Annotated in this window: 23 protein-coding genes and 1 pseudogene; 22 read left to right on the top strand and 2 right to left on the bottom strand. The window is 58.6% G+C overall.

Annotated elements, in window-relative coordinates:
- Position 1 precedes the first annotated feature (1 nt).
- The 20 genes and pseudogenes from M3A44_13890 (at position 2) to M3A44_13795 (ending at position 20,670) form a co-directional block, all read left to right on the top strand.
- Positions 2-187 carry a CbtB-domain containing protein gene (locus tag M3A44_13890; GenBank protein ID MEQ6342698.1) on the top strand — a complete coding sequence of 62 codons (186 nt, stop codon included), beginning with the start codon at positions 2-4 and terminating at the stop codon, positions 185-187.
- Complete coding sequence (locus tag M3A44_13885; GenBank protein MEQ6342697.1) at positions 178-900, top strand: CbtA family protein; 723 nt, start codon at positions 178-180, stop codon at positions 898-900. Before M3A44_13890 ends, M3A44_13885 begins: the two co-directional genes overlap by 10 nt.
- A 2-nt stretch (positions 901-902) precedes the next feature.
- Positions 903-1,697: a precorrin-4 C(11)-methyltransferase gene (gene cobM, locus M3A44_13880; GenBank protein MEQ6342696.1), complete on the top strand. Its 795-nt coding sequence runs from the start codon at positions 903-905 to the stop codon at positions 1,695-1,697.
- A complete protein-coding gene (locus M3A44_13875) occupies positions 1,694-2,620 on the top strand; it encodes a sirohydrochlorin chelatase (protein ID MEQ6342695.1) in 927 nt (308 codons plus the stop codon). Before cobM ends, M3A44_13875 begins: the two co-directional genes overlap by 4 nt.
- Before the next feature lie 175 nt (positions 2,621-2,795).
- Positions 2,796-3,479, top strand: a complete 684-nt coding sequence (locus M3A44_13870) for a precorrin-8X methylmutase (protein ID MEQ6342694.1) — start codon at positions 2,796-2,798, stop codon at positions 3,477-3,479.
- 19 nt (positions 3,480-3,498) lie between these two features.
- Positions 3,499-4,605 carry a cobalt-precorrin-5B (C(1))-methyltransferase gene (locus tag M3A44_13865; GenBank protein MEQ6342693.1) on the top strand — a complete coding sequence of 369 codons (1,107 nt, stop codon included), beginning with the start codon at positions 3,499-3,501 and terminating at the stop codon, positions 4,603-4,605.
- A gap of 14 nt (positions 4,606-4,619) precedes the next feature.
- On the top strand, positions 4,620-5,945 hold the full coding sequence (gene cbiE, locus M3A44_13860) for a precorrin-6y C5,15-methyltransferase (decarboxylating) subunit CbiE (protein ID MEQ6342692.1): 1,326 nt from the start codon (positions 4,620-4,622) through the stop codon (positions 5,943-5,945).
- Positions 5,938-6,729 carry a precorrin-2 C(20)-methyltransferase gene (gene cobI, locus M3A44_13855; protein MEQ6342691.1) on the top strand — a complete coding sequence of 264 codons (792 nt, stop codon included), beginning with the start codon at positions 5,938-5,940 and terminating at the stop codon, positions 6,727-6,729. Before cbiE ends, cobI begins: the two co-directional genes overlap by 8 nt.
- Before the next feature lie 246 nt (positions 6,730-6,975).
- Entirely contained in the window at positions 6,976-7,719 is a 744-nt protein-coding gene (locus M3A44_13850; protein MEQ6342690.1) for a cobalamin biosynthesis protein CbiG, read from the top strand.
- Positions 7,719-8,123: a cobalamin biosynthesis protein gene (locus tag M3A44_13845; GenBank protein ID MEQ6342689.1), complete on the top strand. Its 405-nt coding sequence runs from the start codon at positions 7,719-7,721 to the stop codon at positions 8,121-8,123. The genes M3A44_13850 and M3A44_13845 overlap by 1 nt, the downstream gene beginning before the upstream one ends.
- Positions 8,110-9,438 carry a precorrin-3B C(17)-methyltransferase gene (cobJ, locus tag M3A44_13840; protein MEQ6342688.1) on the top strand — a complete coding sequence of 443 codons (1,329 nt, stop codon included), beginning with the start codon at positions 8,110-8,112 and terminating at the stop codon, positions 9,436-9,438. Before M3A44_13845 ends, cobJ begins: the two co-directional genes overlap by 14 nt.
- Before the next feature lie 199 nt (positions 9,439-9,637).
- Positions 9,638-9,961 (top strand): ferredoxin, encoded by a 324-nt coding sequence (locus M3A44_13835; GenBank protein ID MEQ6342687.1) that lies wholly within the window; start codon positions 9,638-9,640, stop codon positions 9,959-9,961.
- Positions 9,948-12,038, top strand: a complete 2,091-nt coding sequence (cysG, locus tag M3A44_13830; GenBank protein ID MEQ6342686.1) for a siroheme synthase CysG — start codon at positions 9,948-9,950, stop codon at positions 12,036-12,038. The genes M3A44_13835 and cysG overlap by 14 nt, the downstream gene beginning before the upstream one ends.
- Positions 12,035-12,946 carry an adenosylcobinamide-phosphate synthase CbiB gene (gene cbiB, locus M3A44_13825; GenBank protein ID MEQ6342685.1) on the top strand — a complete coding sequence of 304 codons (912 nt, stop codon included), beginning with the start codon at positions 12,035-12,037 and terminating at the stop codon, positions 12,944-12,946. The genes cysG and cbiB overlap by 4 nt, the downstream gene beginning before the upstream one ends.
- Positions 12,930-13,964 (top strand): threonine-phosphate decarboxylase CobD, encoded by a 1,035-nt coding sequence (gene cobD / locus M3A44_13820; GenBank protein ID MEQ6342684.1) that lies wholly within the window; start codon positions 12,930-12,932, stop codon positions 13,962-13,964. Before cbiB ends, cobD begins: the two co-directional genes overlap by 17 nt.
- Positions 13,961-15,494 (top strand): annotated as a pseudogene (locus tag M3A44_13815) (cobyric acid synthase). The gene cobD and the pseudogene M3A44_13815 overlap by 4 nt, the downstream one beginning before the upstream one ends.
- Positions 15,495-15,553: 59 nt before the next feature.
- Entirely contained in the window at positions 15,554-16,075 is a 522-nt protein-coding gene (gene cobU, locus M3A44_13810; GenBank protein MEQ6342683.1) for a bifunctional adenosylcobinamide kinase/adenosylcobinamide-phosphate guanylyltransferase, read from the top strand.
- On the top strand, positions 16,072-17,124 hold the full coding sequence (gene cobT, locus M3A44_13805; protein MEQ6342682.1) for a nicotinate-nucleotide--dimethylbenzimidazole phosphoribosyltransferase: 1,053 nt from the start codon (positions 16,072-16,074) through the stop codon (positions 17,122-17,124). The genes cobU and cobT overlap by 4 nt, the downstream gene beginning before the upstream one ends.
- A gap of 49 nt (positions 17,125-17,173) precedes the next feature.
- Positions 17,174-17,923, top strand: coding sequence for an adenosylcobinamide-GDP ribazoletransferase (locus tag M3A44_13800; protein ID MEQ6342681.1), 750 nt, complete (start codon positions 17,174-17,176; stop codon positions 17,921-17,923).
- 209 nt (positions 17,924-18,132) lie between these two features.
- The gene (locus tag M3A44_13795) at positions 18,133-20,670 is read left to right on the top strand and encodes a S8 family serine peptidase (protein ID MEQ6342680.1); all 2,538 of its coding nucleotides are present in this window, start codon (positions 18,133-18,135) and stop codon (positions 20,668-20,670) included.
- Between the two features lie 237 nt (positions 20,671-20,907).
- Here the strand turns inward: M3A44_13795 and M3A44_13790 are convergent, their stop codons facing one another.
- Positions 20,908-22,197: an HlyC/CorC family transporter gene (locus M3A44_13790; GenBank protein ID MEQ6342679.1), complete on the bottom strand. Its 1,290-nt coding sequence runs from the start codon at positions 22,195-22,197 to the stop codon at positions 20,908-20,910.
- Complete coding sequence (gene ccsA / locus M3A44_13785) at positions 22,197-23,003, bottom strand: cytochrome c biogenesis protein CcsA (GenBank protein MEQ6342678.1); 807 nt, start codon at positions 23,001-23,003, stop codon at positions 22,197-22,199. Before ccsA ends, M3A44_13790 begins: the two co-directional genes overlap by 1 nt.
- A gap of 202 nt (positions 23,004-23,205) precedes the next feature.
- On the opposite strand from ccsA, the gene M3A44_13780 reads away from it, so the two are divergent.
- Together M3A44_13780 and ubiD are read left to right on the top strand one after the other, a co-directional pair.
- The gene (locus M3A44_13780) at positions 23,206-23,970 is read left to right on the top strand and encodes a 3',5'-cyclic-nucleotide phosphodiesterase (GenBank protein ID MEQ6342677.1); all 765 of its coding nucleotides are present in this window, start codon (positions 23,206-23,208) and stop codon (positions 23,968-23,970) included.
- Between the two features lie 49 nt (positions 23,971-24,019).
- Complete coding sequence (ubiD, locus tag M3A44_13775; GenBank protein MEQ6342676.1) at positions 24,020-25,501, top strand: 4-hydroxy-3-polyprenylbenzoate decarboxylase; 1,482 nt, start codon at positions 24,020-24,022, stop codon at positions 25,499-25,501.
- Positions 25,502-25,554 lie beyond the last annotated feature (53 nt).

Here is a 25,554-nt window from a genome sequence, read left to right as displayed (position 1 = left end):
CATGCACATTGAACATAGTTTAGAGATCCCTGCCGCAACGTCAGGTGCAGCCCGTCGCCGCTTGCCGGCAGTGCTGGCGGCGCTCTTTGGTTTGGCGCTCGTCTTTGTTGCAGGGTTCGCTGAAAACCAGATGGTACACAGTGCGGCGCACGATACGCGCCATGCAACGGGATTTCCATGTCATTAAGCCGTGCAACGACGATGAGTCTGGGCACATTTAAAAACAGAATTGCCGTAGCCGCGCTGGTGGGGCTGCTGGTGGGGCTGTTATTAACGCTGGTGCAACAATTCCAGGTGATACCGCAGCTGCTGGAGGCGGAGCAGTATGAGCAGGCGGCTGGGCATCAGCTCAGTGCAGAGCACGACCATGCTGCGGCTGACCACGGGCATGAACATGGCGGCTGGCAGCCCGCAGAGGGGTGGGAGCGCACACTCTTCACGGCTGGGGCCAATATTGTGGTGGCGTTTGGTTTTACCCTCTTGCTGGGGGCTTTGGTAACGCTGCGTAATGCAAAGCTGACCTGGCGTTCAGGTCTGCTGTGGGGGCTGGGTGGTTACGCAGTATTTTTTGTTGCGCCATCACTCGGTCTGCCGCCTGAACTGCCTGGTACCGAGTCGGCGGCGTTAATGGCGCGGCAGCTCTGGTGGGGAGGGACGGTGATCGCCACGGCGAGCGCTCTCTGGCTGATCGTTTTTTCGCCCCGTACTGCCTTTAAAATCCTGGGTGTGGTGGTGCTCATTGCGCCCCATCTTATCGGCGCGCCACAGCCCGACATCCATGTCAGCACGGCCCCGGCGGAGTTGGTACACGCTTTTGTCGTGGCCACAGCGATCGCCAACGCTCTCTTTTGGCTGAGTTTGGGTGCTCTTTATGGTCTCTTTCAGAAGTGGGTGGATTGACGATGGGCAAGGTGTGGTTTGTCGGCGCCGGGCCGGGTGATCCTGATCTGATTACGGTCAAGGGACGTGATCTGATCGCCGCTGCCTCCGCCATCATCTACGCCGGTTCTCTGGTCTCAGAGGCGGCGATGCGCTGGGCGCCAGCAGGGTGCGAGATCGCCGATTCGAAAGATATGGCGTTGGAGGAGATCACTGGCTGGCTCATCGCCAAGGCGCAAGCGCATGAGACAGTCATACGTCTGCAAACAGGCGATCCCGGCCTTTATGGCGCCTTGATCGAGATGGTGCAACCGCTGGATGCGGCGGGCATCGAGGTCGGCGTGGTGCCTGGGGTCTCATCCGCCATGGCCTCCGCCGCCACGGCGGTTGAGAGCCTGACGCTGCCCGAGGTGACACAGACCGTGATCCTCACCCGTGTCGAGGGGCGTACCCCGATGCCGGAAGGTGAATCGCTGCAAGCGCTGGCGCAACACCACTCCACGCTATGCATCTTCCTCTCGATCACCCTGTTAAAAAAGGTGCAGGGCGAACTGCTGGCGGCAGGCTGGAGCGAGGATGCGCCGGTGCTGGTAGTACAGAAGGCGAGCTGGCCCGATGAGGAGAAGATCGTTCGCGGCACCCTGAGCGATATCCGCGACAGGTGCATCGCCGAGAAGATCACCAGTCAGGCGATGATTATCGTCAGCCCGGCGCTGGGCGCACGCCACTGGCCAGAGTTGAAGAAGTCAAAACTCTACGACAAAACATTTACCCATCGCTTTCGTAAAGCGGAAAAACCGGCAGGTAACGAGCAATGAAGAGCACCATCCTGTTAGTGGGCCACGGCTCACGCCACACACCCGGCAATGTCGAGATCGATCAGTTCGCGGCGCAGTGGGCCAAGAAAAATCCGCAGTGGCGTATCGAAACCTGCTTCATCGAATTTGCCGATGTGCTGCTCGACCAGGGGCTCGACACCGCTGCCAACGATTCAGCACAGGTCATCGTTATTCCGCTGATCTTGAATGCAGCGGGCCACGTCAAGATGGAGATTCCGCACCACATCGACAAGGCGCGCCAACGTCATCCCGAAATTGAATTCATCTACGCCCGCCACATCGGTGCGACCGATCAGATACTCACCATCCTTAAGCGCAACCTGCGCAAGGTGCTGGCCAAGTTGGATATGCCCGACCCCAAAACGACCGGCGTCATCCTGCTGGGGCGCGGCTCATCCGACCGGATCGCCAATGGCGAAGTGGCCAAGATGGCGCGCTGGCTCTTCGAAGAGAGCGACCACGAACTGGTCGATATCGCCTTTACCGGCATCACCCACCCACGCCTTGAGGGCGTGGTGCAACGTCATGCCAAACTGGGCATGACCCAGATCGCCGTGCTCCCCTACTACCTCTTTACCGGCACCCTGATCGAGCGCATCAAACGGCAGGTGGCGCGCTTGCAGGAGCAGTATCCACAGCTGGCCATCGCCCACGGCGACTACTTCGGTTTTGAAAAAGAGATCTACGAGACACTCAACAGCCGTGTGCGTGACGCGCGTGGCGAAACGACTCACTGTGAAAAGACCATGATGGAGTGTGATGGCTGTCAATATCGCCTCCTCGCCGAAGAGAGTGATCATGGGCATCACCATCATCACGATCACGATGACCATGGCGAACACCATCATGATGAGCATGAGCACTGCCACCATGATCATGATCATGATCACAGCCATAAATAGATGTAGGGTGGGCACGTTGTTTGTGCCCACCAGCTGTGCTGTTAGGCACTCCTTTAAAAAACTGCGCACGCTTGGTGGGCACAAAAGCGTGTCCACCCTACATTTGATAGGTCTACATTTGATAGCGCATCGTTGAAGTTAATAGCATTGACCATAAGATTGAGATAAGAGACAAATGGGCAATATCAATACGATTACCGAGCAGCTGACCCAGGCGGGGCAACAGATCGAACACGACTCCTTCGCCATCGTTGACCAAGAGGTCGGTGCCCACAGCTACAGCCTCGACCAGTGGCCCCTCGTGCGGCGCATGATTCACGCCACGGCGGACTTCGAGTTCAACGGCCTGACGCGGTTTCACCCAGACGCCATAGAAGCGGGCGTCGCCGCCATCCTCAACGGCAAACCGATCATCGCCGATGTCGAGATGATCTGCGTTGGCGTATCGCGGCCTCGCCTTGCCCATTTTGGTGTTGAGCTGCATCAATTCATCAGCGACCAGGATGTGATCGAAGAGGCGCGCGCCGTCAACAGCACCCGTGCCGTGCAGGCGATGCGCAAGGCGCAGCGGCAGGGGCTGCTCGACGGCGCCATCGTCGCCATCGGTAATGCGCCTACTGCGCTGCTGGAGGTTGTGCGTCTGATCAATGAAGAGCAGACGCGTCCGGCGCTGATCATCGGCATGCCGGTGGGGTTTGTCTCTGCCGCCGAATCGAAGGAGATCGTCAGCGAACTGCAAGAGACCCCCTGGATCATCACCCATGGCCGCAAGGGTGGCTCGACGCTGGTGGTCGCCGCGATCCATGCACTGCTGGCGCTGGCTGAGGCGCAACAGTCCTCATCGTCGCCACAGGGATAATCCAGAGAGCCGCGCCGCCGTGATGGAGAAAAAACCCAAAGGGACACGCACCGGTTTTACCACCGGCGCCTGCGCAGCGGCGGCGGCCCGCGCGGCCACGCTCGGCCTGGTGCAGGGCCAGGTTCCCGAAAGTGTGGAGTGTCTGCTGCCCAACGGTCAGCAGGTCATTTTTTCAGTCACCGAAGGACGAGTCGATGGCCACTGTGCCCATGCAGTGATCATCAAGGATGCGGGCGATGACCCGGACTGTACTCACGGCGCCCATCTCACTGCTGATGTCTGTCTGCTCGCCTCTTCACCGGATGAAGTAGTGCTCAAGGGTGGCGCTGGTGTTGGTGCCATCACTATGCCCGGCCTCGGGCTCGATGTGGGTGGCCCGGCGATCAATCCAGTACCACGGCGCAACATCGAAGAGAATGTGCGAGCCGTTGCCGCTTCATTGCTGGGGCAGCAGGGGCTGGAAGTAACCATCTCCGTCCCCGGTGGTGAGGCGATGGCGAAGAAAACATTGAACGCCCGGCTCGGCATCATCGGCGGCATCTCCATCCTCGGCACCACCGGTATCGTGCGCCCCTACTCCACCGCCGCTTTCCGCGCCAGTGTCATTCAAGGAATAGAGGTCGCCGCTGCACAGGGTCAAGACACCGTTGTGCTCACCACGGGTGGGCGCACCGAAAAATTTGTGATGAGGGAGTTGCCGCAACTGGCCACCGCCTGTTTTGTACAGATGGGCGACTTCCTCCGTTACGCACTGGATACAGTGGTCAAAGGGAAGATTCCCCATGTTGTGATCGGCGGCATGGTCGGCAAGCTCACCAAGATGGCGCAGGGCGAGACCATTACCCACGCCGGACGCGCCGAAGTCGATACCGCCCTGCTGGCCGATATCGCTGCCGATCTTGGTGTGGATGAAGATACCTGCAACGACATCCGCAATAACGAAACGGCGCGTTATGCCAGTGAACGGCTGGAGGCGCTGGGCTTGAGCAGCGCCTTCCACTACGCACTGGCGCAGCGTGTTGTCGCCACCATTGCAGTGCGTTACCCGCGCCAGTTCAGTTTAAAAGTGCTGGTCTGCGATTTTGATGGCAACAAGATCGCCGAAGCTGAAGGAAATTTAGCATGAGCAAAGATGAATTCATGACCTCTGGCGATCATCTCGCTCAGCCCTGCCGCATCATCGGTGTACTCGATGATGGCGGCGCCAGCCTCACGCCGCGCGCGCTGGCATATATCGCAGAGGCCGATCTTGTCATCGGTGGTACACGCACCCTGCAACTCTTTGAAAACCATTTTGCTGCCCATACCGAGCAGCGCGATCTGACCGGCCAGCTGACACAAGTGCCAGAGTGGATACGCGCTGCGCTGGCAGAAGATAAACGTGTGGTGGTGCTGGCGACGGGTGATCCGCTCTGCCACGGCATCGCGCCATTTCTGCAATCACGGCTCTGTATCGAAGCGCGTGAAGTGCTGCCCAATGTTTCGACGATACAGCTGGCCTGCGCCCGCCTCGGCATCCCCTGGCAGGAGATGAAGATCTGTTCAGTGCACAGCCGCGATGCGGGTGAGTGGCAACAAGGGGCTGGTCGCGAACATGGGCTTTACCCCGTGCTGCACGCCGTACAACAGCACGACCGGCTGGCGATCCTCACCAGCCCCGCCAATACACCTGACCGTATCGCCCGCATGTTGCTGGCCGAAGGTCTGGATGGTGATTTCCGCATGGCAGTGGCCGAACATCTGTTGCAGGCCGATGAGCGCATCGTCGCCGATTGCGCGATAGCCGATGCCGCTGTCATGCGTTTTGCAGAACCCAACGTCGTGGTGTTGTGGCGTGCTACAGTGGCAAAAAACGATGTGCTGTTTGGCCTGGCCGATGAGCGTTTCCGCCAGCGCTACCCCGACAAGGGGCTGATCACCAAACGTGAAGTGCGCGCCGTATCACTGGCGCGCATGCAGCTACACGCTGACAGCATCGTCTGGGATATTGGCGCCGGTTCTGGCTCTGTGGGGCTGGAGGCAGCCCGGTTGTGTGCCGATGGTTATGTCTGCGCCATCGAAAAAAACAGCGACGACTTTGCCATCGCCACCGAGAACTGCCGCAACCTCGGCATACACAACTACTCACTCACCCATGGCAAGGCACCGCAGGGGATGGAGCAGTGGCCCGATCCCGATGCTGTTTTCATCGGTGGTTCCGGTGGTGAACTGAATGAACTGATCCGCCTGATCCTATCACGCCTTAAACCCAATGGCTGGCTGGTGATGAACTTCGTCACCTTCGAGAATGTCGCCATCGCCATGGCCACTCTGAAAGCGCTGGATGCAGAGTGGGATATCACCCAACTCCAGGCATCACGCAGCCGCCCCATACTCGACATGCACCGCCTGGCTGCCGAGAACCCGGTCTGGATACTCTGCGCCACACGCGGCGACGCCACTGCAAGGGATCAAGACAATGGTTAACAAAGGGACGCTCTATGGCCTCTCGCTCGGCCCCGGTGATCCGGGACTCATCACCCGCCGCGCCTGGGATCTGCTGCACAGCGATGCACTCTGGAGCTATCCCGTGCGCAAAAAAGGGGGCGAGAGCTACGCCCTTGCCATTGCCCAGCGTGCAGAGCTGACCATACCTGAATCAGCCACGCCGCTGCACTTCCCAATGACACACGACGCCGGGATCCTCGCCAAGTATTGGCTTACGGCGGCACAAACAGTATTGGATGTTCTGGAGGGCGGCCGTGATGTCGCATTTTTGGTGGAGGGTGATGCCTCGACCTACTCCACCTTTGGCCATCTGGCGCGTACTGTTGCCGCGCTCGATGCAAGCGTGCGCATCGAAACCATCCCCGGTGTCGCCGCCTATCATGCAGCAGCGGCCCACCTCGGCATGCCGCTGGCCGACACCGATGACGCCGTCGCCATTATCCCCGCCGCCTACGGCATCGACACTATCGAAACACTGTTGAGCGAGTTCGACATGCTGGTTCTGCTCAAGGTCAAACCGCTGCTCGATGATGTGATTGCACTACTGGAGCGCAAAGGGCTGTTGGAACATGCTCGTTTTATTGAAAAGGTCGGCGCGCCAGAAGAGCGCACCGTTATCGATGTGACCACACTGCGCAATACCAAGGTGAACTACCTCTCGCTGATGCTGGTGCGCAATCCCAATCGTCCACGCGGCGAGCTAATAAGGGGCTGCCGCAAAAAATCGCAGTCAGAATTAGAATTTGATGAGGTAAATGCATGACTAATGCCATTACCAACACCATTAAATCAAACGATGCCCCATCAAATGTACGAGTGCATGGATGCACGAGGTAGAGCAACGCAGGAGCAGTTGCCGAGGGTGCGCACGTTTTTTTGTGCCCACCAAGCGTGCGCAGCACGCAACCTGTTTTTATGATGAGTGCCTCGCGGCACAGCTGGTGGGCACAAACAGCGTGCCCACCCTTCATCCTATTGGCCAGCGGCTTAACTCAAGGGCTTAGAACATATGACGACTCAACAACCCAAAATCGCTCTGGTCGCCATCACCAAACACGGTGCGGCGCAGGTCGCCGGTATCGCAGCGCAGATGCCAGAGGCCGATGTCATTGTCTCTGAAAAATTTACCGAGACTATGTGCAATCTACCCAACAACGTAAATAGCTATAGCGGCGCACTGAGTGCGCAGATCGCCCCGCTCTTTGGCCGTTACGATCAGATTGTCTTTTTTGTCTCACTCGGTGCAGTGGTGCGCCTAATCGCCCCGCATCTCAAATCGAAGGATGAAGATCCCGGTGTGCTGGTAGTGGACGACGCGGCACAGTTTGTCATCCCGGTATTGTCCGGCCACGTCGGCGGCGCCAACGCCTATGCCGAACAGATGGCTGCGCTGATCGGCGCCACAGCGGTAGTCACAACCGCCTCCGATGTCGGCAAGACCATCCCTGTCGATATTCTGGGGCGTGAATTGGGCTGGAAGGTGGAAGCGCCAAAGATCAACATCACCCGTGTTTCGGCCCATGTAGTGAATGAGGAGCCCATCGCCATGGTGCAGGAGAGCGGCGCCAGAAATTGGTGGACACGCCCAACGCCGCTGCCAAAAAACATTCACCTCTTCGATAACTTTGACGCCGTTGATCTGGACAGATACAAGGCGGTGCTCTGGATCACCGAACGTGACATCCCTGAAACGCTCTGGCAACAGATGGAGGAGCGGCTGGTAGTCTATCGGCCGCCACAGGGTCAGGCCTGATGAAGATTGTTCTCGGCATGGGGTGTGATCGTGGCACCTCGCTCCAGACACTGGAGACCGCCATTGATCAGGCGCTGGCCATCGTCGGCGAGTCACGCCGTGCAGTAACAGCGTTAGCGACCATCGACAAAAAAAATGATGAAGCTGCGCTGCTGGCGCTCTCTGCACAATATGGCTGGCCCATGCACTTCTACTCTGCCATGCAACTGGCGCAGGTCGAGGTGCCAAACCCATCGGAAGTGGTGCGCAGACATATGGGCACCCCCGCAGTTGCCGAAGCGGCTGCAATGCTAACGGCCAACTGTGGCATCGAACATCTGATTCTGGAAAAACATAAATACCATGGTGATGACGGCAAAAACGCCACGGTATCCATCGTGAGGTTAGACAATGAGCAAGGGTAAGATTTTATTGGTCGGCTTCGGCCCCGGCGCCGAGCAGCACATGAGCTACCGCGCCCGTGAGGCAATTGCCGAGGCCGATGTGGTCATCGGCTACTCCACCTACATCAAACTGGTTGAAGATCTGCTGGATGGCAAAGAGGTGGTGCGTAAGGGCATGACCGAAGAAATTGACCGCTGCATCGAGGCCTATGATCAGGCCAAACTCGGCAAGGTCGTTGCCTTGATCTCCTCCGGTGATATCGGCGTCTACGGCATGGCCGGCCCCACCTACGAAGTGCTGTTGCAGTCGGGTTGGAACCCCGCCAGCGACATCACCGTTGAAGTGATTCCCGGCAGCACTGCGCTCTCTGCCTGCGCCTCGCTGGTAGGCGCGCCGCTGACACACGACTTCTGTTCGATATCGCTCTCCGACCTGCTCACCCCGTGGCCCACCATCGCCAAGCGTATTGATGCCGCTGGCCGCAGCGATTTTGTCGTCGCCCTCTACAACCCCAAGAGCGGCCGCCGTACTCGACAGATCGTCGAGGCGCAACGCATCCTGTTGCAGTATCGCAAGGCGGATACGCCTGTGGCCATCGTCAAATCGGCCTACCGTGAGATGCAGGAGATCCAGCTGGTAACACTGGACAAAATGGCCGACTGCAAGATCGGCATGCTCACCACGGTGTTGATCGGCAACAGCAGCACCTATGTGCAAGAGGGGTTGATGATCACCCCGCGTGGTTATGCCAACAAATACGACGCCATCACCGGCGATGTGAAGGATGGCGAAAGAGCAGGACGCTCCCTGAGCATGGGGCTGGAGGGGTGGAAGGGGTGCGTGCGCAAGTATATGCGCGACAGCGATGCCCACTCACTACGTGATGTCGCCCGCCACTTCGATGTTCCCATGGGTGAGATACTCTCTGCCATCGGCGAGGCGAGTAACGATGATGGTGCCAGTGAGTACAGCAGCGCCAGAGTGAGTCATGAAAATCTCGCCGCACTTCTCGACGCTACTCGCCAGTGGGGCCGGTTACGCGCAGTGGTACGCAGCAGCGCCGGTGCAGTCAGCGAGCTGATGATCAATGGCGATGAGTTCCAGCGACGCGGTGACTGGCTGGCGATTGAAAACGATCACTTCCATCTGCATATCGAGTGGTCGCGTGTTGCAGCGGCGTGGTTCGTGCGCCGTGGTGAGACGCTGCGTGGCGTTCACTTTGTTGATGCGGCGTGTGAGACGGTTTTCAACCTATCCCTGCTGCGTAAGGATGGCGCGTTCGACAAAATCGCCGAGCAGCAATTCGAACAGAGCTGGCGTGAATTATCAATGTAGGGTGGGCACGCTGTTTGTGCCCACCAGCCGTGCCGTTAGGCACTCATTATAAAAACAGGTTGTGTGCTGCGCACGCTTGGTGGGCACAAACAGCGTGCCCACCCTACATTTTATAAAGCAGCTACCACCACCGTTCACACGATTTTACCCGGAGTTCTAAATGAGCGATAACAAAACAGTCCCTTTGGAAAAACCTAAGATGGGCGACTACAAACGCCATCTACTCGTATGCGTAGGGCCGCGTTGCACGCAAGAAGGAGAAGCACAGGAGCTGTTCGACAAGCTGGGTGAGAAGTTCAAGGCCGCAGGCATCGATAGCGGCGATCTACGCGTCAAACGGACCCGCACCCACTGTTTTGCCACCTGCAAATCTGGCCCCATCATGTGTGTGCAACCCGACGGGGTCTGGTACTACAACGCCACGGAAGCGAATCTCGACCGCATCATCAAGGAGCATCTCGTTGAAGGCAACCCGGTCGAAGAGCTGATCTACCATCGTGGTCCCGAGCATGCCGAAGCTTAACCAGCGTCACTGGCTACCGCTGTTTGTCGACTTTGAGGGTAAGCCCTGCCTCATCGTTGGCGGCGGCGTCATCGCTGCACGCAAGGCGCAACGCCTCCTCCTGGCGGGGGCGCGACTGACTGTCGTTGCCCCGGAGTTGGGGACAACAATGGCGGCGCTCGTCGCCGATAGCAAGATCACCCACCACTGCCGCAGATATCAGGGCAGTGATCTCGAAGGCCATATGCTCATCGTCGCCGCCACTGACGATGAGTCACTCAATGCCGCCATTGCCGCAGCCGCCCATGCACGCGATATTCCTGTCAACGTCGCGGCTCCCGGTCATTTAAGCACGGCTACCCTGCCCAAAGTGATTGACCGCGCCCCCGTGCAGATCGCCATCTCCAGTGGCGGCGCATCACCGGCGCTGATGCGACAGCTCAATCGTCATGTCGCAGCGCTGATTCCACAAGCCTACGGTGATCTGGCAGCACTGCTGGCTGAGTTCAGAGATGAGATCATTGCACGATTTGACGATGCCGAAGAGCGCCGTCACTTTCATGATTCGATTATCGCAGGCCCCATTGCCGAGCAGATATTCACCGGCCAACAGGCACTCGCGCGCCAAACGTTACAGGAGGCCATCAGGCAAGGCATGTCACCGGCATCGGGCGAAGTCTATATTGTTGGCGCCGGACCTGGTGACCCAGAGCTGTTAACGCTGCGCGCCCTGCGCCTGATGCAGAAGGCCGATGTGGTGGTCTACGATCGTTTGATCGGACCAAAGGTGCTCGAACTGTTGCGCTCAGATGCCGAGCGCTATTACGTCGGCAAGGCCCGCGACAACCACGCCCGCACCCAGGATGAGATCAATCAACTGTTGGTGGTACATGCACGTGCAGGCAAGCGCGTGCTACGCCTGAAGGGCGGCGACCCGTTCATGTTTGGTCGCGGTGGTGAAGAGATCGAAACATTGATGGCGGCGAAGATCCCCTTTCACGTCGTGCCCGGCATCACTGCCGCCACCGGCTGCGCCGCCTATGCCGGAATTCCGCTCACACATCGCGAGATGGCGCACGCCTGCATTTTTCTGACAGGCCATTTCTCTGATGGCGAAACTCATGTCGACTGGCGCTCACTGGCGCAGCCCCACCAGACTCTTGTCTTCTACATGGGCGTCTACAATCTGAAAAAGATTTGCGATCGTCTGCTGGAACATGGCATCGCCCCAACAACGCCTGCCGCTGTTGTGCAGAACGGCACTCTGCCAAATCAACACGTCATTACCGCCACCGTCGGTACACTCAACAGTCAGCCGACTATTGATCACTCAATACCGGGGCTGGTGATCGTTAGCGAGACAGTAAAACTGAGCCCCCATTATCTGCCGCCAACCGAGCGCAGTGAACCTGCCACCGCTACAGCGCCACACTTCACTGCTGCCGACAGAGAGAGCCTCTACCGCATCATCAGCGCCCGTCGTGACATGCGTCACTTCACGCCCAACACAAAGGTCGACGATGAGGTCTTCGCCCGCATACTGCGCGCCGCGCATCAATCCCCCTCTGTTGGTCTGATGCAACCCTGGCGCTTCATGCGCATTCGCGATGAAAGCCTGCGCGCGCGCATCGCTGAACAGGTATCTGCCGAACGAGACGCGACCGCCGACGCCCTGGGCGAACACGGATCGGAATTCCTGCGGCTCAAGGTGGAAGGCATACGTGAGTGCGCTGAACTATTGGTGGCCGCACTTGCCCCCGACGACGGTACCGTGTTCGGCCGCCGCACCATGCCGGAAGAGATGGCACTGTGTTCTGTGGCCTGCGCCATCCAAAACCTGTGGCTCGCCGCCCGTGCCGAGAACCTGGGCATGGGTTGGGTCTCGATGTTCGACCCTGCGGCACTGGCACAATTACTGAAGATGCCGCCGGGCAGCAAGCCCGTGGCAATTCTCTGCCTGGGACCGGTGGATACGTTTTATTCGGCACCGATGTTGGAACAGGAAGGTTGGCGACAAGGGCGGCCTTTGCACGAGCTGGTGTTTCACGACAACTGGGGTAACACGCTCACCGAGCAGAGATCGGAAGAGCAGCCATGACGACGGCGCTGATCGTGTTCGCGGCACTTGTTCTTGATGCCTGTCTCGGCGAGCCGCGCCGTTTTCATCCGCTGGTCGGCTTCGGGCGCCTTGCGCAAGCGTTCGAGCGACGCATCTATATTGACTCGCACGCACGCGGCGTAGCAGCGGTACTGCTGCTGCTCGCGCCGTTCACCCTGCTCGCTTGGGTTTCGCAATGGTTGCCCTGGGGTGCTGCGCTCGATGCGCTGCTGCTCTATCTCGCCATCGGTTGGAACAGTCTCGGTGAACATGCCGGGCGTGTGCGCAACGCATTGGCAGCGGATGATCTGTCCGTGGCGCGGCAACGGGTCGGGTTCATGGTCAGCCGCGATACGACTACACTCGACCATGAGGGTGCGGTCAAAGCGACAGTCGAATCCGTGTTGGAAAACGGCAACGACGCCATCTTCGGTGCTATCTTCTGGTTCGTGGTGGCGGGCGCGCCGGGTGTGGTGCTTTATCGCCTTGCCAACACGCTGGACGCCATGTGGGGCTATCGCAACGAACGCTACCTGCGTTTCGGCTGGGCTGCGGCGCGGCTGGATGATGTGTTGAACTTCGTGCCGGCGCGGCTGACGGCGCTGGGCTATGCCGTGGCTGGCCATTTTACGCGCGCGCTGCGGTGTTGGCGTACCCAAGGTGCCGCCTGGAAGAGCCCGAACGCCGGGCCGGTGATGGCAGCGGGCGCCGGCAGTCTCGGTGTGTTGATCGGCGGGCCAGCGATTTATCACGGTGTGACGCAGATGCGTTCACCGCTCGGTGAAGGACAGGCACCTGATGCCCACGACATTGACCGCGCGCTGCGCCTGATAAATCGCTCACTGGTGATCTGGTTGCTGGTTTTGTTTGTGGGAGGATGGTTGGTCGACTATGTCACGTCACGCTGAACAGCAGGGCCTATTGCACCACGGTGGCCGTCTGCGTCTGGCCGCTGCGCGCTACGATATTCCTCTCGCAGAGTGGCTTGATCTCTCCACCGGCATCAATCCCAACGGCTGGCCCGTGACGATGGTCCCGGCCTCGGCCTGGTCACGTCTTCCCGAAGACGATGACGGACTCGAACAGGCTGCGCGAGCGTATTACGGCGCCGAACATCTCTTGCCGGTCGCCGGTTCACAGGCGGCGATCCAGGCGCTGCCACAACTGCGCGTGCACTCTCGTGTCAGCGTGCTTGATCCAGGCTACGCCGAGCATGCGGCAGCCTGGCGGCGCGCGGGTCATACGGTGATGCCCGTCACCACCGAACAAGTGAATGATGCCGTGCCGTCATCGGATGTGCTGGTGCTCATTCATCCCAACAATCCCACTGGCGCGCGCTTCGCGGTGGATCAATTGCTCGATTGGCATGCGCAGCTCGCCGCCTGCGGCGGCTGGCTGGTGGTGGATGAGGCGTTCATGGATATCACGCCTGAACACAGCCTTTGCAATCACAGCTGGCGGCCCGGCCTGATAGTGTTGCGTTCGCTGGGCAAGTTTTTCGGTCTGGCTGGCGCGCGCGTGGGTTTTGTGTGCGCGCAACCTGAATTGCTGTCGCGACTCCACACACACCTTGGTCCCTGGGCCGTCACCGCGCCTGCGCGTTGGGTGGCTACGGCGGCGCTTGGAGATCGCGTGTGGCAGAACAGGGCGCGCCAAAGCCTTCTCGACGACAGCGCACGCCTGCGCGCGTTACTTGCGCAGCACGGATTCGCGCCCGACGGCGGCTGTGCCCTGTTCCAGTGGCTGCTCACGCCGCAGGCGGCCTATCTGCATGACAGACTCGCGCGCGCGAGCATCCTGACGCGTCTGTTTACCGAACCATGCAGTCTGCGCTTCGGTCTGCCGGGATGCGAGTCTGACTGGCAGCGACTGAACACTGCACTGGCCCACATGACTGCGATGAATCTCACCCAGGCCAGCACATGACCGCCCGCACCCTGATGATCCAGGGCACCACCTCCGATGCCGGCAAGAGCACGTTGGTCACGGCGCTGTGCCGCTGGCTGGCGCGGAAGGGTGTGCGCGTGGCGCCATTCAAACCGCAGAACATGGCACTGAACAGTGCTGTAACCGCGGACGGCGGCGAAATCGGCCGCGCTCAGGCGGTGCAGGCGCAGGCGTGTGGCTTGCCACCCCACACCGACTTCAACCCGGTGCTGCTCAAACCCAACACTGATGTGGGTGCGCAAGTCATCATTCACGGGCACGCTATTGGCAAGATGGATGCCCGCGCCTACCACGACTACAAGCGCGTGGCGCGCGACGCCGTCCTGACATCCCATGCGCGATTGCTGGCCGATTACGAGGCGATTGTGGTGGAGGGTGCAGGCAGCCCGGCGGAGATCAATCTGCGCGCGGGCGATATCGCCAATATGGGCTTTGCCGAAGCGGTGGACTGTCCCGTCATCCTGATCGCCGACATCGACCGTGGCGGTGTCTTCGCCCATCTCGTCGGCACGTTGGCGCTGCTGTCTGAAAGCGAGCAGGCGCGTGTAGCCGGTTTTGTCATCAACCGCTTCCGTGGTGATCTGGCCTTGCTCCAGCCGGGCCTGGACTGGCTGGAAGACAAAACAAAAAAGCCGGTGCTTGGCGTATTGCCCTATCTGCATGGGCTGCATCTGGAGGCGGAAGACGCGCTGCCGCGCGGCGTAGCGTTGCAAGAGACACAGGCTGAACATTTGCGCGTCGTCGCTCCCGCCATCCATGGCTCTCGCGACATTAGCGCCATCCCTGCACGTCATCACTCCCGCCATCCATGGCTCTCGCGACATTAGCGCATCCCTGCACGTCATTGTCCCAGCGCTGCCGCGCATCAGCAACCACACCGACTTCGACCCGCTGCGCCTGCATCCCCAAATCGCGTTCCGCTATGTGGGGCCGGACGAAACGCCCCCGCCCGCCGATCTCATCATCCTGCCCGGCAGCAAGAGCGTGCGTGCCGACCTGGCCTGGTTGCGCGAACACGGCTGGGAGCAGGCCATCCAGCGCCACCTGCGTTACGGCGGCAAGCTGATCGGCATTTGCGGCGGTTTTCAGATGCTCGGCCATGACATCCACGACCCCCACGGCCTTGAAGGCGAGCCGGGCGCAAGTCTTGGGTTAGGATTGCTCGATATACGCACGACGCTGGAGCCAGAAAAACAGTTGCGCACAGTGCGTGGCACGCTCGCAGTCTCCGGGGCAGAGGTTACGGGATACGAAATCCACGCGGGCGTCACCACCGGGCCTGCACTCGAAAATCCTGTTGTGCTGTTCGACATCGGCGGTACCGATGGCGCCGTGTCCAACGACGGGCAAGTCCTCGGCACGTACCTGCATGGCGTGTTTGAAAACAGAGATGCTTGTTTGGAGTTGCTGCGCTGGGCAGGGCTTGCAGGGGCGCAACCCGTGGACTACGCCGCCCTGCGTGAGAGCGCTATCGAGCGTTTGGCGGATACGGTGGATGCGCATCTCGACATGGCCACCCTGACCCGGCTTTTGGTATTGAATCTCGCCGCCAAAGAGGACATGGCCCCATGAAAGAATTGATCCTGGGTGGCGTGCGCTCCGGCAAGAGCCGCTTGGCCGAACAGCGCGCGCTGACCAGCGGCCTGAATGTCACCTACATCGCCACGGCGACAACGGGTGATGAAGAAATGCGCCAGCGCATTCAAGTGCATCAGCTTAGACGCCCGTCCGACTGGAAACTGATCGAGGAGCCACACAACCTGGCTGCGGTATTGGAGGCACATGCCCATCCCGACTACTGCCTGGTGGTGGACTGCCTGACATTATGGTTAACCAACCTGCTGATTAAAAACAATGGCGCGGATTACGCCACGCAACGCGAGGCGCTGCTCACCGCGTTGCCCCACCTGCCGGGACATATCATTCTGGTCAGCAACGAAACCGGGTTGGGCGTGGTGCCGCTGGGCGAATTGACCCGCCGCTTCTGCGACGAAGCCGGGTGGCTGCATCAAGCACTGGCAGGACTGTGCGAACGCGTGACACTCACCGTTGCGGGTCTGCCCCTAACACTAAAAGGAGAGTCTTTGTGAATATCGAATGGTTATACCCCCCTTGTCAGTCCCTGAACGCAGCGGCAGGCAGCGCCGCGCAAGCGCGGCAAATGCAACTGACCAAGCCGCCCGGCGCACTGGGCGAACTTGAAAACCTGGCGATACGCCTCGCAGCCATGCAAGGCACGGAACAGCCCGTCGTTGACGCAGTATGGATCGCCGTATTTGCTGGCGACCATGGCGTTGCTGCCGAGGGTGTCTCCGCCTTTCCTCAGGCCGTCACCGGCGAGATGGTGCGTAATTTTGCGCACGGTGGTGCCGCCATCAGCGTACTGGCGCGGACGCTGGGCGCCGACCTGGAAGTCATCAATCTGGGAACGGTGAATGACCCTGGTGACATAGCGAATGTCACACGCCTGTGCCTTGGGCCGGGCACGGCCAATTTCACCGTAGAAGCCGCCATGACCCCAGCGCAGTACGCCGCCGCACTGCATGCCGGCCGAGACAGCGCCGCGCGCGCCAAACAGGCCGGGGCGCAACTCTATATTGGTGGTGAAATGGGCATAGGCAACACCACCGCCGCGGCCGCACTGGCGTGCGCGCTGCTCAATGAAACACCGCAACACCTGGCGGGACCAGGAACCGGCCTCGACCGCGCCGGGGTAGATCATAAAGTTGAAGTCATCCAGCGCGCGTTGACCCTGCACGCCGATCATCTTGCCGACCCCAGCGAGGCCTTGCGCCGTCTGGGAGGCTTCGAGATTGCCGCCCTCGCGGGCGCCTACCTCGCCTGCGCAAAAACAGGCCTGCCCATACTGGTGGATGGTTTCATCAGCTCAGCGGCGGCGCTGACCGCCGAACGGTTGTGCCCCGGCACCGCGCAATGGTTCATGTACGCCCACAGTTCCGCCGAGCCCGGCCACACCCGCATCCTCACCGCCCTCGACGCCAAACCCCTGCTCAATCTCGGTATGCGCCTGGGCGAAGGCAGCGGCGCGGCAATGGCCGTACCACTGTTGCGGCTTGCCTGCGCACTCCATAACGGCATGGCTACCTTCGCCGAAGCCGCCGTATCTAAGAAGTGTTGATCCCGATTTCATTTCTTTCAACAGGGCAGGGGGAGGGTGAAAATCCAACATGAACATCCTCCAACCCCTGCTCATCGCCCTGCAATTTCTCACTCGCCTGCCAATCCGGCTGCGTGAAATACCCAGCCAGCAAATGCTCGGCCGCTCTATGCTCTACTATCCCCTGGTAGGCCTGCTCATCGGCCTGCTGCTCGCCGGGCTGAACGCCTTGTTGCACAACGCCGACACGTTATTGCGCGCCGCACTTCTGCTCGCCGCCTGGGTGCTGATCACTGGCGCATTACACCTCGACGGCCTCGCCGACAGCGCCGACGCCTGGCTCGGCGGTCACGGTGACTACGAACGCACACTAGCCATCATGAAAGACCCCTGCTGTGGCCCCGCTGGCGTGGTTGCACTGGTGGTTGTGTTGCTCATCAAATTCGCCGCCCTCGTGGCTGTCATATCAGCGCAAAACACCTTCGCACTCATCGCAGCCCCCATCATTGGTCGCACTGCACTACCCCTGCTGTTCCTCACCACCACCTATGTACGCGCCAATGGTCTGGGATCGGCCATGGCAGCACACCTGCCCAGAAAATCCGGCATCATCGTAATCACTGCCACAGCCATAGTCCTCATCAGCGCCGCCGGTGCGCAAGGGCTCTGGCTATTGCTGGCCTGCGTCAGCGTATTTATCTCATTGCGCCTGTTGATGATAAAACGCATTGGCGGCGCAACAGGCGATACCGCCGGGGCATTGGTCGAAATTGCCGAAGCAACCACTCTCGTGACGCTTGCGCTGCTTAGTGTGGGGTGAAAACGAACACGTACCTCACGCAGGCGCTGGTAGTCGCCCGGCCTTCTTGCCAATGAGGTGATTCACCCTGCGATCCCACTATTGATTGATTTTATATAAATCCGAAGCATTTTTGATCTGCGTCAAAAATGCTTCGATCATCATGTGGTTCAATGACTCTGCCGTGCCAGAAATACAATAAATTCTTTACCCTTGCAGGGAGATGAGCCATGAAAACCCAGGTGGATTTTTACGTGTCAGAGAAAGTGATGCAACTCACAAGGCAGTTCGTTATCGCCTTCTCGTCATTGCTGCTTATTTTTACGAGTGTGCCATTGTACGCAACAGCATATACGCCGCTTTCCTGGCAAGAAGTTGTGAAGTCGCACTCGAATCCCATCCTGATTGGGCAGCACAAGCATCTCACCTGGGTTCGCGACCAGAACCGCAACTTCATCGACGACGAGATAGAGGCGCGTTTCGGCCCCAAAGATCACACGAATATCATTCTCGCACTAAACCGTTGCCTGCCTCCGGCGCAGGTGCAGGAAATCTTTTCCCGATACGGAAAAATAACCTATATAGGCAAGCTGGTCAGTTTTGTTTTCCTCAACGATGTTCCCGTTTCCGACTTGTCCGCACTTGCTGCCCGGCCCGAGGTGGCGATGATCGAGTGGCAGGTGCCGGAAACCCTGGAGCTGGACGTTGCCTCCCGCGCCATTCAAGCGCATGCCAGCGCCCAATACCTGAACCAATCTGCCCAGGATCTGGGGTTGACTGGGAGCGGGGTTAATATCGCCATCGTCGACACGGGAGTCAACGATGGATCCCTGAATACGCTCCCATCCTCGGCATTCGTTGCCGGATACGATGCCTGGGACAGCACAGATTCGGGAAACGGATTGAGGAATCCAACGGACACCGTCGGCAACCATGGCACCACGATGGCCGTAATGGCGCTGGGGCGAGGCGTTGCCGGCCAGACCTGTAGAAATCCTGGCGGCGGCCCCGCCGCCAACTGCGCCGGGATCGCGCCGGGCGCAGGTCTTATTGATGTCAACCGTTGCGGGACCACTTCTTCTGGTTCTTCTGTTCAATACAATTGCGACTCCGCCTTTACCGCCAGGGCGGTGGACTGGGTTGGCATCAATGCCCAGAAATTCAAGATTCGCGTGGTCAACCTGTCTTTTTCGCGCTGCGTCGATGATGACGGCAAGGATGCGCTATCGCAGCAAGCCAACTATCTTTCGGCGCTAGGGTTGGTGGTGGTGGCCTCCTACGCCAACGCCAATAACGGTACAGCGTCATGCCCCGCCTCTTCGCCAGGCACTAAAATCACGAAGCCACCTGCCTCGGCCTCTTTCGCTATCAGTGTCAATGCCACGGATGACAAGAACACAGTGGCACGCAGCGACGACACTCATTGGACTAATTACCTGACAGGCCCGCGAAAGGACTTCAATTTCACATCGCCGAATCTGTTGGCGTTGAAACCCGATCTCTCTGCGCCGGGAGAGAACCTGAGTACCACTACGCTCACGGGAATCCCCGGAACATCTCCCGCTGCGGCGATGACATCGGGTGCTGCGGCCCTAGTATTGCAAAAATTTCCTGCGATGACACCAGACAGCCTGAAACAGTTGCTGATAACGTCTGCTGACAACTCGCGCAATACGCCATATTCATCTACGACAGGCGTGTGGGACACGGCGCTGGGCTGGGGTTTGTTGAGCGTCGGCGCGGCACTGCAAAATGCGATGGCACAATCCACTGATGTTCGCTTTCCGAATTGCCAGAGTGGTGGTGCTTCTGGGCAACCCTGCCCGCTCAAGAGCGGTGATCCGGCCTGGAATAATCAGGTTGACATAACAACGAATACTCCCGCGAAGGCCGGCGTTCCGAATCAAATCAATGTCAAAATAGAAAATACAGGCAACTCCCCCATTACAATACTGGTGAATTTTGGTGTATACAGTTTTGCGGTCGGAAATAATCAATTCCATCACCTCGGCACAAAACAGGTAACTATCAATCCTCATGCAACCCTCCCCGTGAGTCAGGTGTGGACACCGGCATTCTCCGATCATCAATGCGCCCAGATCTCGATCGCCTATGGACTCGACGCGGATTACACCAACAACGTCACCCAACGAAATCTTCAGATCAGCCCCTCGGTATACAACGTCCGTGTCGAGAATTCACTCATGGCACCTGCGAGGTTTGAGATCAAGGCGGTTTCCGATCGCGCCGGGTGGCGCTGTACGGTGAGCGATGCCGCCTTTGCGCTGGACCCGTTTACCGACTGTGCACGGAACGTGAAAGTTGCCTTTAACGCCCCTGCCGGTACACGCCCTGGCCGCCAGGCCAACTGCAACATAGCAGTGTATGCGACCCCTAATGACGGTGAACGGCGGCTGATCGGCGGCGTTACGGTGCGCACCTATGTTCCGCGGCCTTGCCGCGCCTTCGGCGAGGTGGTGGATGCCAATGGTCACCCTGTTGCCGGAGCACGTATACTGACCAAGCTGGCCTCGCCGGGAAAAGCCACTTTCCTATACCGAGAGGCGTTGGCCATGACCAACAGAGACGGGGTTTTCTCCCTCTCAATCGTGCCGGACGTTCCACAGACATTCAGTGTGCAGCGGGCTGGCGTTGGCCGGGGCAAGGTCATTCTCCGCCCAGGGTGCGGACTCGACCTGCCGCGGCTGGTGCTCACCGCGCAGGGGTTGCGCGCCGAACCCATCCGCTATGCAGGTGGAAGCGAGTAGTGTATAGGGTCTCGGCAACCGCCCCATGGAGCGGTTGCCGAGACCCCTAACTACATTTATCAAAAAAGCTATTGAACCGCAGAGGACGCGGAGAACGCAAAGAAATTCGGATGGTTAGCGTAAAACGTGCTTTCACCCAGCGGGTGGCGCGACACAACTTGCCAAGGTCTTTTTTCCTCTGCGTTCTCCGCGTCCTCTGCGGTGAATCGCTGTTTTTAGGTTTATGACACAGCAGGACTAGAACTCTTCAGCAACGTCAGGCTTTTTCAGCCCCGGATTGATCTTGACTGTTTTTACGGCATTGCCGGTGGTTTGGACTATCTCGACAGGGTAGCCCGCCAACATCAGGCTGGTGCCGGGTTCCGGGATGGTTTCCAGATATTCCAGAATCAGGCCGTTGAGGGTTTTCGGGCCGTTCGTGGGGAGGTCCCAGTGCATGATCCGGTTTAATACCCGGATATTGGCGCTGCCGTCTACCAAGTAAGTGCCATCTTTTAACGGGTGTACTTCCTTGCCGATGGCTGAAATATCGGTAGTGAATTCGCCGACGATTTCTTCCAGGATGTCTTCCAGTGTTACCAATCCCTGAATGTCGCCGTATTCGTCCACCACCAATGCAACGCGGCGCTTTTGCTGTTGAAAGTTCAGCAGTTGTTTGTTCAGTGGCGTGCCTTCAGGGATAAAGTAGGGCTCTTTTATCACTTGCAGCAAAGCCAGTTCGTCAAATTCGCCCTTGGCCAGCAGGGGCAGTGCATTGCGCACATGCAAAAAGCCGATGATCTGGTCGATATGATCCCGGTATACCGGCAGGCGTGTGTGCTGGCTGGTGGTTAATTGCCGGACGATGTCATCCCACTCGCTATTAAGATCCATGCCCACTATGTCATTGCGCGGGACCATGATGTCTTCCACTGTGGCCTTTTCCAGATCCATGATGCTGAGCAGCATCTTCTGGTGGCTACGCGGCATCATGGCGCCTGCCTCGTTGATCACGGTGCGTATTTCTTCGCTGCCCAGCGTCCGGGTTGCGGTGTCCTTGGGCGAGACGCCGAACAGTTTCAACAGGCTGTTGGCCATGCCGTTGACCATCCAGACCAAGGGGTAGATTAACTTCAACAATGGCCCCAGCACAAAGGCGCTGGGGAAGGCGATGCGTTCGGGATGCAGTGCGGCCAGCGTCTTGGGCGCAAGATCAGTAAAGATCAGCACAATCAGGGCAATTGCAATCGTTGCTATAACAATAGTGCTTTCCTGTTCGCCAAGCAGCCGTATGGCGGTCACCGTGGTCAGGGTGGAAAGGAGTGCATTGATGAAGTTGCTGCCGAGCAGAATCACACCGATCAAGCGGTCCGGCCGTTTCAGCAGAAACTGAGCGCGCCTTGCGCCTTGATTGCCGATTTTGGCCAAATGCCGCAGGCGATAACGGTCCAGCGTCATCAGGGAGATTTCGGCAGCGGAAAAAAACGCCGACAACACAACCAAAAACACCAGCGCGCCGAATAAGACGCTTAACGGGATATCGTCCATCAGCGGTGCAGCACGAGTTCCAGCACCAGCTTGCTGCCGAAATAAGCCAGCATCAATGCCACCGCGCCGCTGATCGTCCAGCGAATTGCGGTGCGCCCCCGCCAGCCGAAGCGCCAGCGCCCCCACAATAGCACTGCAAATACCAGCCACGCGATGATGGAAAGAACAGTCTTATGCACCAGGTGTTGCGCGAACAGGTTCTCCAGAAAGAATACACCTGTGATCAAAGACAGGCTTTGCAGCACAAACCCTGCTCCGATCATCTGGAACAGAAGCGTCTCCATGGTTTGCAGCGGTGGCAGTGCTCGAATGAATCCTCCTGGCTGCCGGGCGCGCAGGTATCTGTCCTGAATGGACAGGAGGATGGCTTGCATGGCGGCGATGCTGAGAAGGCTGTACGCGAGCACCGAAATCAGGATGTGTGCCTGAATGCCTGGCGTGGTTTTTTCCAGGAACAGATACTGGGATGGGAACATGATCTCCAACGCGATGGCCAAACCGGCCAGCGGGAAGATGGCGATCCCCAGATTTTCGACCGGTTTTGTAAAAGAGGCCAGCAGTACCAGCAGCGCAATCAGCCAAGACAGCAGTGAAAACGCATTGAAGAACCCGAGGTTTAGTCCAAGTGTGGTAAACAGGCTTTGATACAAGGCGATGGCGTGCAGCGCAACGGCGGCCATGCCCATGGCGATCAATCCCGCTCTGGAGATTGGCGCATTCTCCCTCTTATAGAGGGAGAATGCGAGCAGGAAGCCCGTTAAGCAATACAAAATAACGGCGGCAAAGCTGATTACAATAGTGCTCATGTTTCCGTGGCTCAATCTACAATTGGAGATAATCTCATATCTGCGGCTGTCATTGAAGGGGCAGACTCATGTTTCAGGATAAATTGGCCGATGTAAAGGAGTGTGTGATTTAGAGGCCTATGGGCCGGTATATCTCTTTGGTTCAAGCCTCATGTATAGTCAGGAGCGGTGGAGAGATCATGGGAAAACAGGACGGTGACACATGAACGTGCGCGTGTTGGGGGCGAGTGGGGGGGTTGGAACCGGGCTTAGAACCACGTCTTTGTTGATCGACGAGGATATCCTTATCGATGCGGGCAGCGGCGTGGGGGATTTAAGCTTTGATGAGATGGCCGCCATTCGCCACATATTCATAACACATTCCCATCTTGATCACATTGCCTTTCTGCCGTTGCTGCTGGATAGCATCTTCGACTCCATACACGATCCTATCGTAGTTCACGGTCAAGCCGCCACCCTGCGGGCGCTGCAAGAGCACATTTTCAACTGGGTGATTTGGCCCGACTTTGCCAGATTGCCCAGCCCAGAAAAGCCGGTGCTGCGCTATGAGGTCATGCTCCCTGGCGAAGTTTGTGCGATTGCGGGGCGCACGCTGGAAATGATTCCCGTCAATCACACTGTTCCGGGCGTCGGCTATTATGTTGAATGTCCCACTGGCGCCTTTGCCTTCACTGGTGATACCACCAGCAACGACAGTCTATGGAGCGCGCTGAACGCCCATCAACGCCTGGACGTGCTCATTGTCGAAGCGGCCTTCGCCAATCACAATCTGGAACTTAGCCGCCTGGCCCACCATTATTGTCCCGTATTGCTGGCGGAAGATATAGTGAAACTTCGTCATGACCCGCTGGTGTACATTACTCACAATAAGCCCGGTGACGAGGATGTCATCTTCACGGAGTGCCAGGCCGCCATGGCCGGACGCAATCTGCGGAGGTTGCAGGGTGGAGAGATTATTCGTTTATAGCTCATCATCGGGCTAGGCGAAACTTCCAGAACATTGCTATGATCCGGGCATGAAATATCATGACCTGCGCGACTTCATCGCTAAATTGGAGAAAGAGGGGGAGCTTAAACGCATCACCCTTGAAGTTGATCCCATTCTTGAAATGACCGAGATCTGCGACCGCACGCTGCGGGCGGGCGGGCCGGCATTGTTGTTTGAAAATCCCAAGGGCTACTCCATTCCAGTGCTCGGCAATCTGTTCGGCACACCGCGCCGTGTCGCGTTAGGCATGGGGGAAGATTCAGTCGAGGCGCTGCGCGAGGTGGGCAAGACGTTGGCCTTTTTGAAGGAGCCCGAGCCGCCCAAAGGGATGCGCGATGCCTGGGATAAATTGCCTATCTTCAAACAGGTGTTGAACATGGCGCCCAAGGTGGTGAGCCGCGCCGCTTGCCAGGAGAATGTCATTGAGGCGGCGGATGTCGATCTGTCCACGCTCCCCATTCAGACCTGCTGGCCTGGCGATGCAGGGCCGCTCATCACCTGGGCGCTGGTGGTAACCAAGGGGCCGCATAAAGAGCGGCAGAATCTGGGGATCTATCGCCAGCAGGTGATAGCGCGTAACAAGGTCATCATGCGCTGGCTATCGCACCGTGGTGGGGCTTTGGATTTTCGCGAGTGGCAGCTTGCCCATCCCGGCAAGCGCTTTCCGGTGGCGGTAGCGCTGGGTGCAGACCCAGCGACGATACTCGGCGCGGTGACGCCGGTGCCGGATACGCTGTCCGAATATGCCTTTGCCGGGCTGCTGCGCGGGGCCAAGACCGAGGTGGTGAAGTGCCAGACCAATGATTTGCAGGTGCCCGCCAGTGCCGAGTTCGTACTGGAGGGTTATATTGAGCCGGGTGAAGAGGCCCCCGAAGGCCCGTTTGGCGACCATACTGGCTACTACAATGAAGTGGATACCTTTCCGGTGTTCACCATCGAGCGCATCACCCACCGCGACAATCCCATCTACCACAGCACCTACACAGGCAGGCCGCCGGACGAGCCTGCGGTGCTGGGCGTGGCGCTCAATGAAGTGTTCGTGCCGATTCTGCAAAAGCAGTTCCCGGAGATCGTCGATTTCTATCTGCCGCCCGAGGGTTGTTCCTATCGCCTGGCAGTGGTGAGCATGCGCAAACAATATCCTGGTCACGCCAAGCGTGTGATGCTGGGGGTGTGGTCGTTTCTGCGCCAGTTTATGTATACCAAGTTTGTTATCGTCACGGATGAGGATGTGAACGTGCGTGATTGGAAGGACGTGATCTGGGCGATGACCACGCGCATGGACCCTGGGCGTGACACCACCATCATCGAAAACACCCCCATTGATTATCTGGATTTTGCGTCCCCAGTGTCGGGTCTGGGTTCCAAGATCGGTTTCGATGCCACCAATAAATGGAAGGGCGAAACTAGTCGTGAGTGGGGGCAGCCGATCAGCATGAGCGAGGATGTGAAAAGGCGCGTGGATACGATGTGGCAGGATTTGGGAATTTCCGATGAAACTGGTCAATAAATGGGCTTGCTATCCGCGCGTTCCTATGTAATATAGAACGGTCAGCGTTTGGG

It is taken from the genome of Gammaproteobacteria bacterium (assembly GCA_040183005.1).
Taxonomy (GTDB): Bacteria; Pseudomonadota; Gammaproteobacteria.
This window is presented reverse-complemented; position numbering and strand designations above follow the sequence as displayed.

Coding starts and splice junctions, on each gene's coding strand:
- M3A44_13890 (MEQ6342698.1), top strand. CDS start 2: ATGCACATTGAACATAGTTTAGAGATCCCTGCCGCAACGTCAGGTGCA.
- M3A44_13885 (MEQ6342697.1), top strand. CDS start 178: ATGTCATTAAGCCGTGCAACGACGATGAGTCTGGGCACATTTAAAAAC.
- cobM (MEQ6342696.1), top strand. CDS start 903: ATGGGCAAGGTGTGGTTTGTCGGCGCCGGGCCGGGTGATCCTGATCTG.
- M3A44_13875 (MEQ6342695.1), top strand. CDS start 1,694: ATGAAGAGCACCATCCTGTTAGTGGGCCACGGCTCACGCCACACACCC.
- M3A44_13870 (MEQ6342694.1), top strand. CDS start 2,796: ATGGGCAATATCAATACGATTACCGAGCAGCTGACCCAGGCGGGGCAA.
- cbiE (MEQ6342692.1), top strand. CDS start 4,620: ATGACCTCTGGCGATCATCTCGCTCAGCCCTGCCGCATCATCGGTGTA.
- cobI (MEQ6342691.1), top strand. CDS start 5,938: ATGGTTAACAAAGGGACGCTCTATGGCCTCTCGCTCGGCCCCGGTGAT.
- M3A44_13850 (MEQ6342690.1), top strand. CDS start 6,976: ATGACGACTCAACAACCCAAAATCGCTCTGGTCGCCATCACCAAACAC.
- M3A44_13845 (MEQ6342689.1), top strand. CDS start 7,719: ATGAAGATTGTTCTCGGCATGGGGTGTGATCGTGGCACCTCGCTCCAG.
- cobJ (MEQ6342688.1), top strand. CDS start 8,110: ATGAGCAAGGGTAAGATTTTATTGGTCGGCTTCGGCCCCGGCGCCGAG.
- M3A44_13835 (MEQ6342687.1), top strand. CDS start 9,638: ATGGGCGACTACAAACGCCATCTACTCGTATGCGTAGGGCCGCGTTGC.
- cysG (MEQ6342686.1), top strand. CDS start 9,948: ATGCCGAAGCTTAACCAGCGTCACTGGCTACCGCTGTTTGTCGACTTT.
- cbiB (MEQ6342685.1), top strand. CDS start 12,035: ATGACGACGGCGCTGATCGTGTTCGCGGCACTTGTTCTTGATGCCTGT.
- cobD (MEQ6342684.1), top strand. CDS start 12,930: ATGTCACGTCACGCTGAACAGCAGGGCCTATTGCACCACGGTGGCCGT.
- cobU (MEQ6342683.1), top strand. CDS start 15,554: ATGAAAGAATTGATCCTGGGTGGCGTGCGCTCCGGCAAGAGCCGCTTG.
- M3A44_13800 (MEQ6342681.1), top strand. CDS start 17,174: ATGAACATCCTCCAACCCCTGCTCATCGCCCTGCAATTTCTCACTCGC.
- M3A44_13795 (MEQ6342680.1), top strand. CDS start 18,133: ATGAAAACCCAGGTGGATTTTTACGTGTCAGAGAAAGTGATGCAACTC.
- M3A44_13790 (MEQ6342679.1), bottom strand. CDS start 22,197: ATGGACGATATCCCGTTAAGCGTCTTATTCGGCGCGCTGGTGTTTTTG.
- ccsA (MEQ6342678.1), bottom strand. CDS start 23,003: ATGAGCACTATTGTAATCAGCTTTGCCGCCGTTATTTTGTATTGCTTA.
- M3A44_13780 (MEQ6342677.1), top strand. CDS start 23,206: ATGAACGTGCGCGTGTTGGGGGCGAGTGGGGGGGTTGGAACCGGGCTT.
- ubiD (MEQ6342676.1), top strand. CDS start 24,020: ATGAAATATCATGACCTGCGCGACTTCATCGCTAAATTGGAGAAAGAG.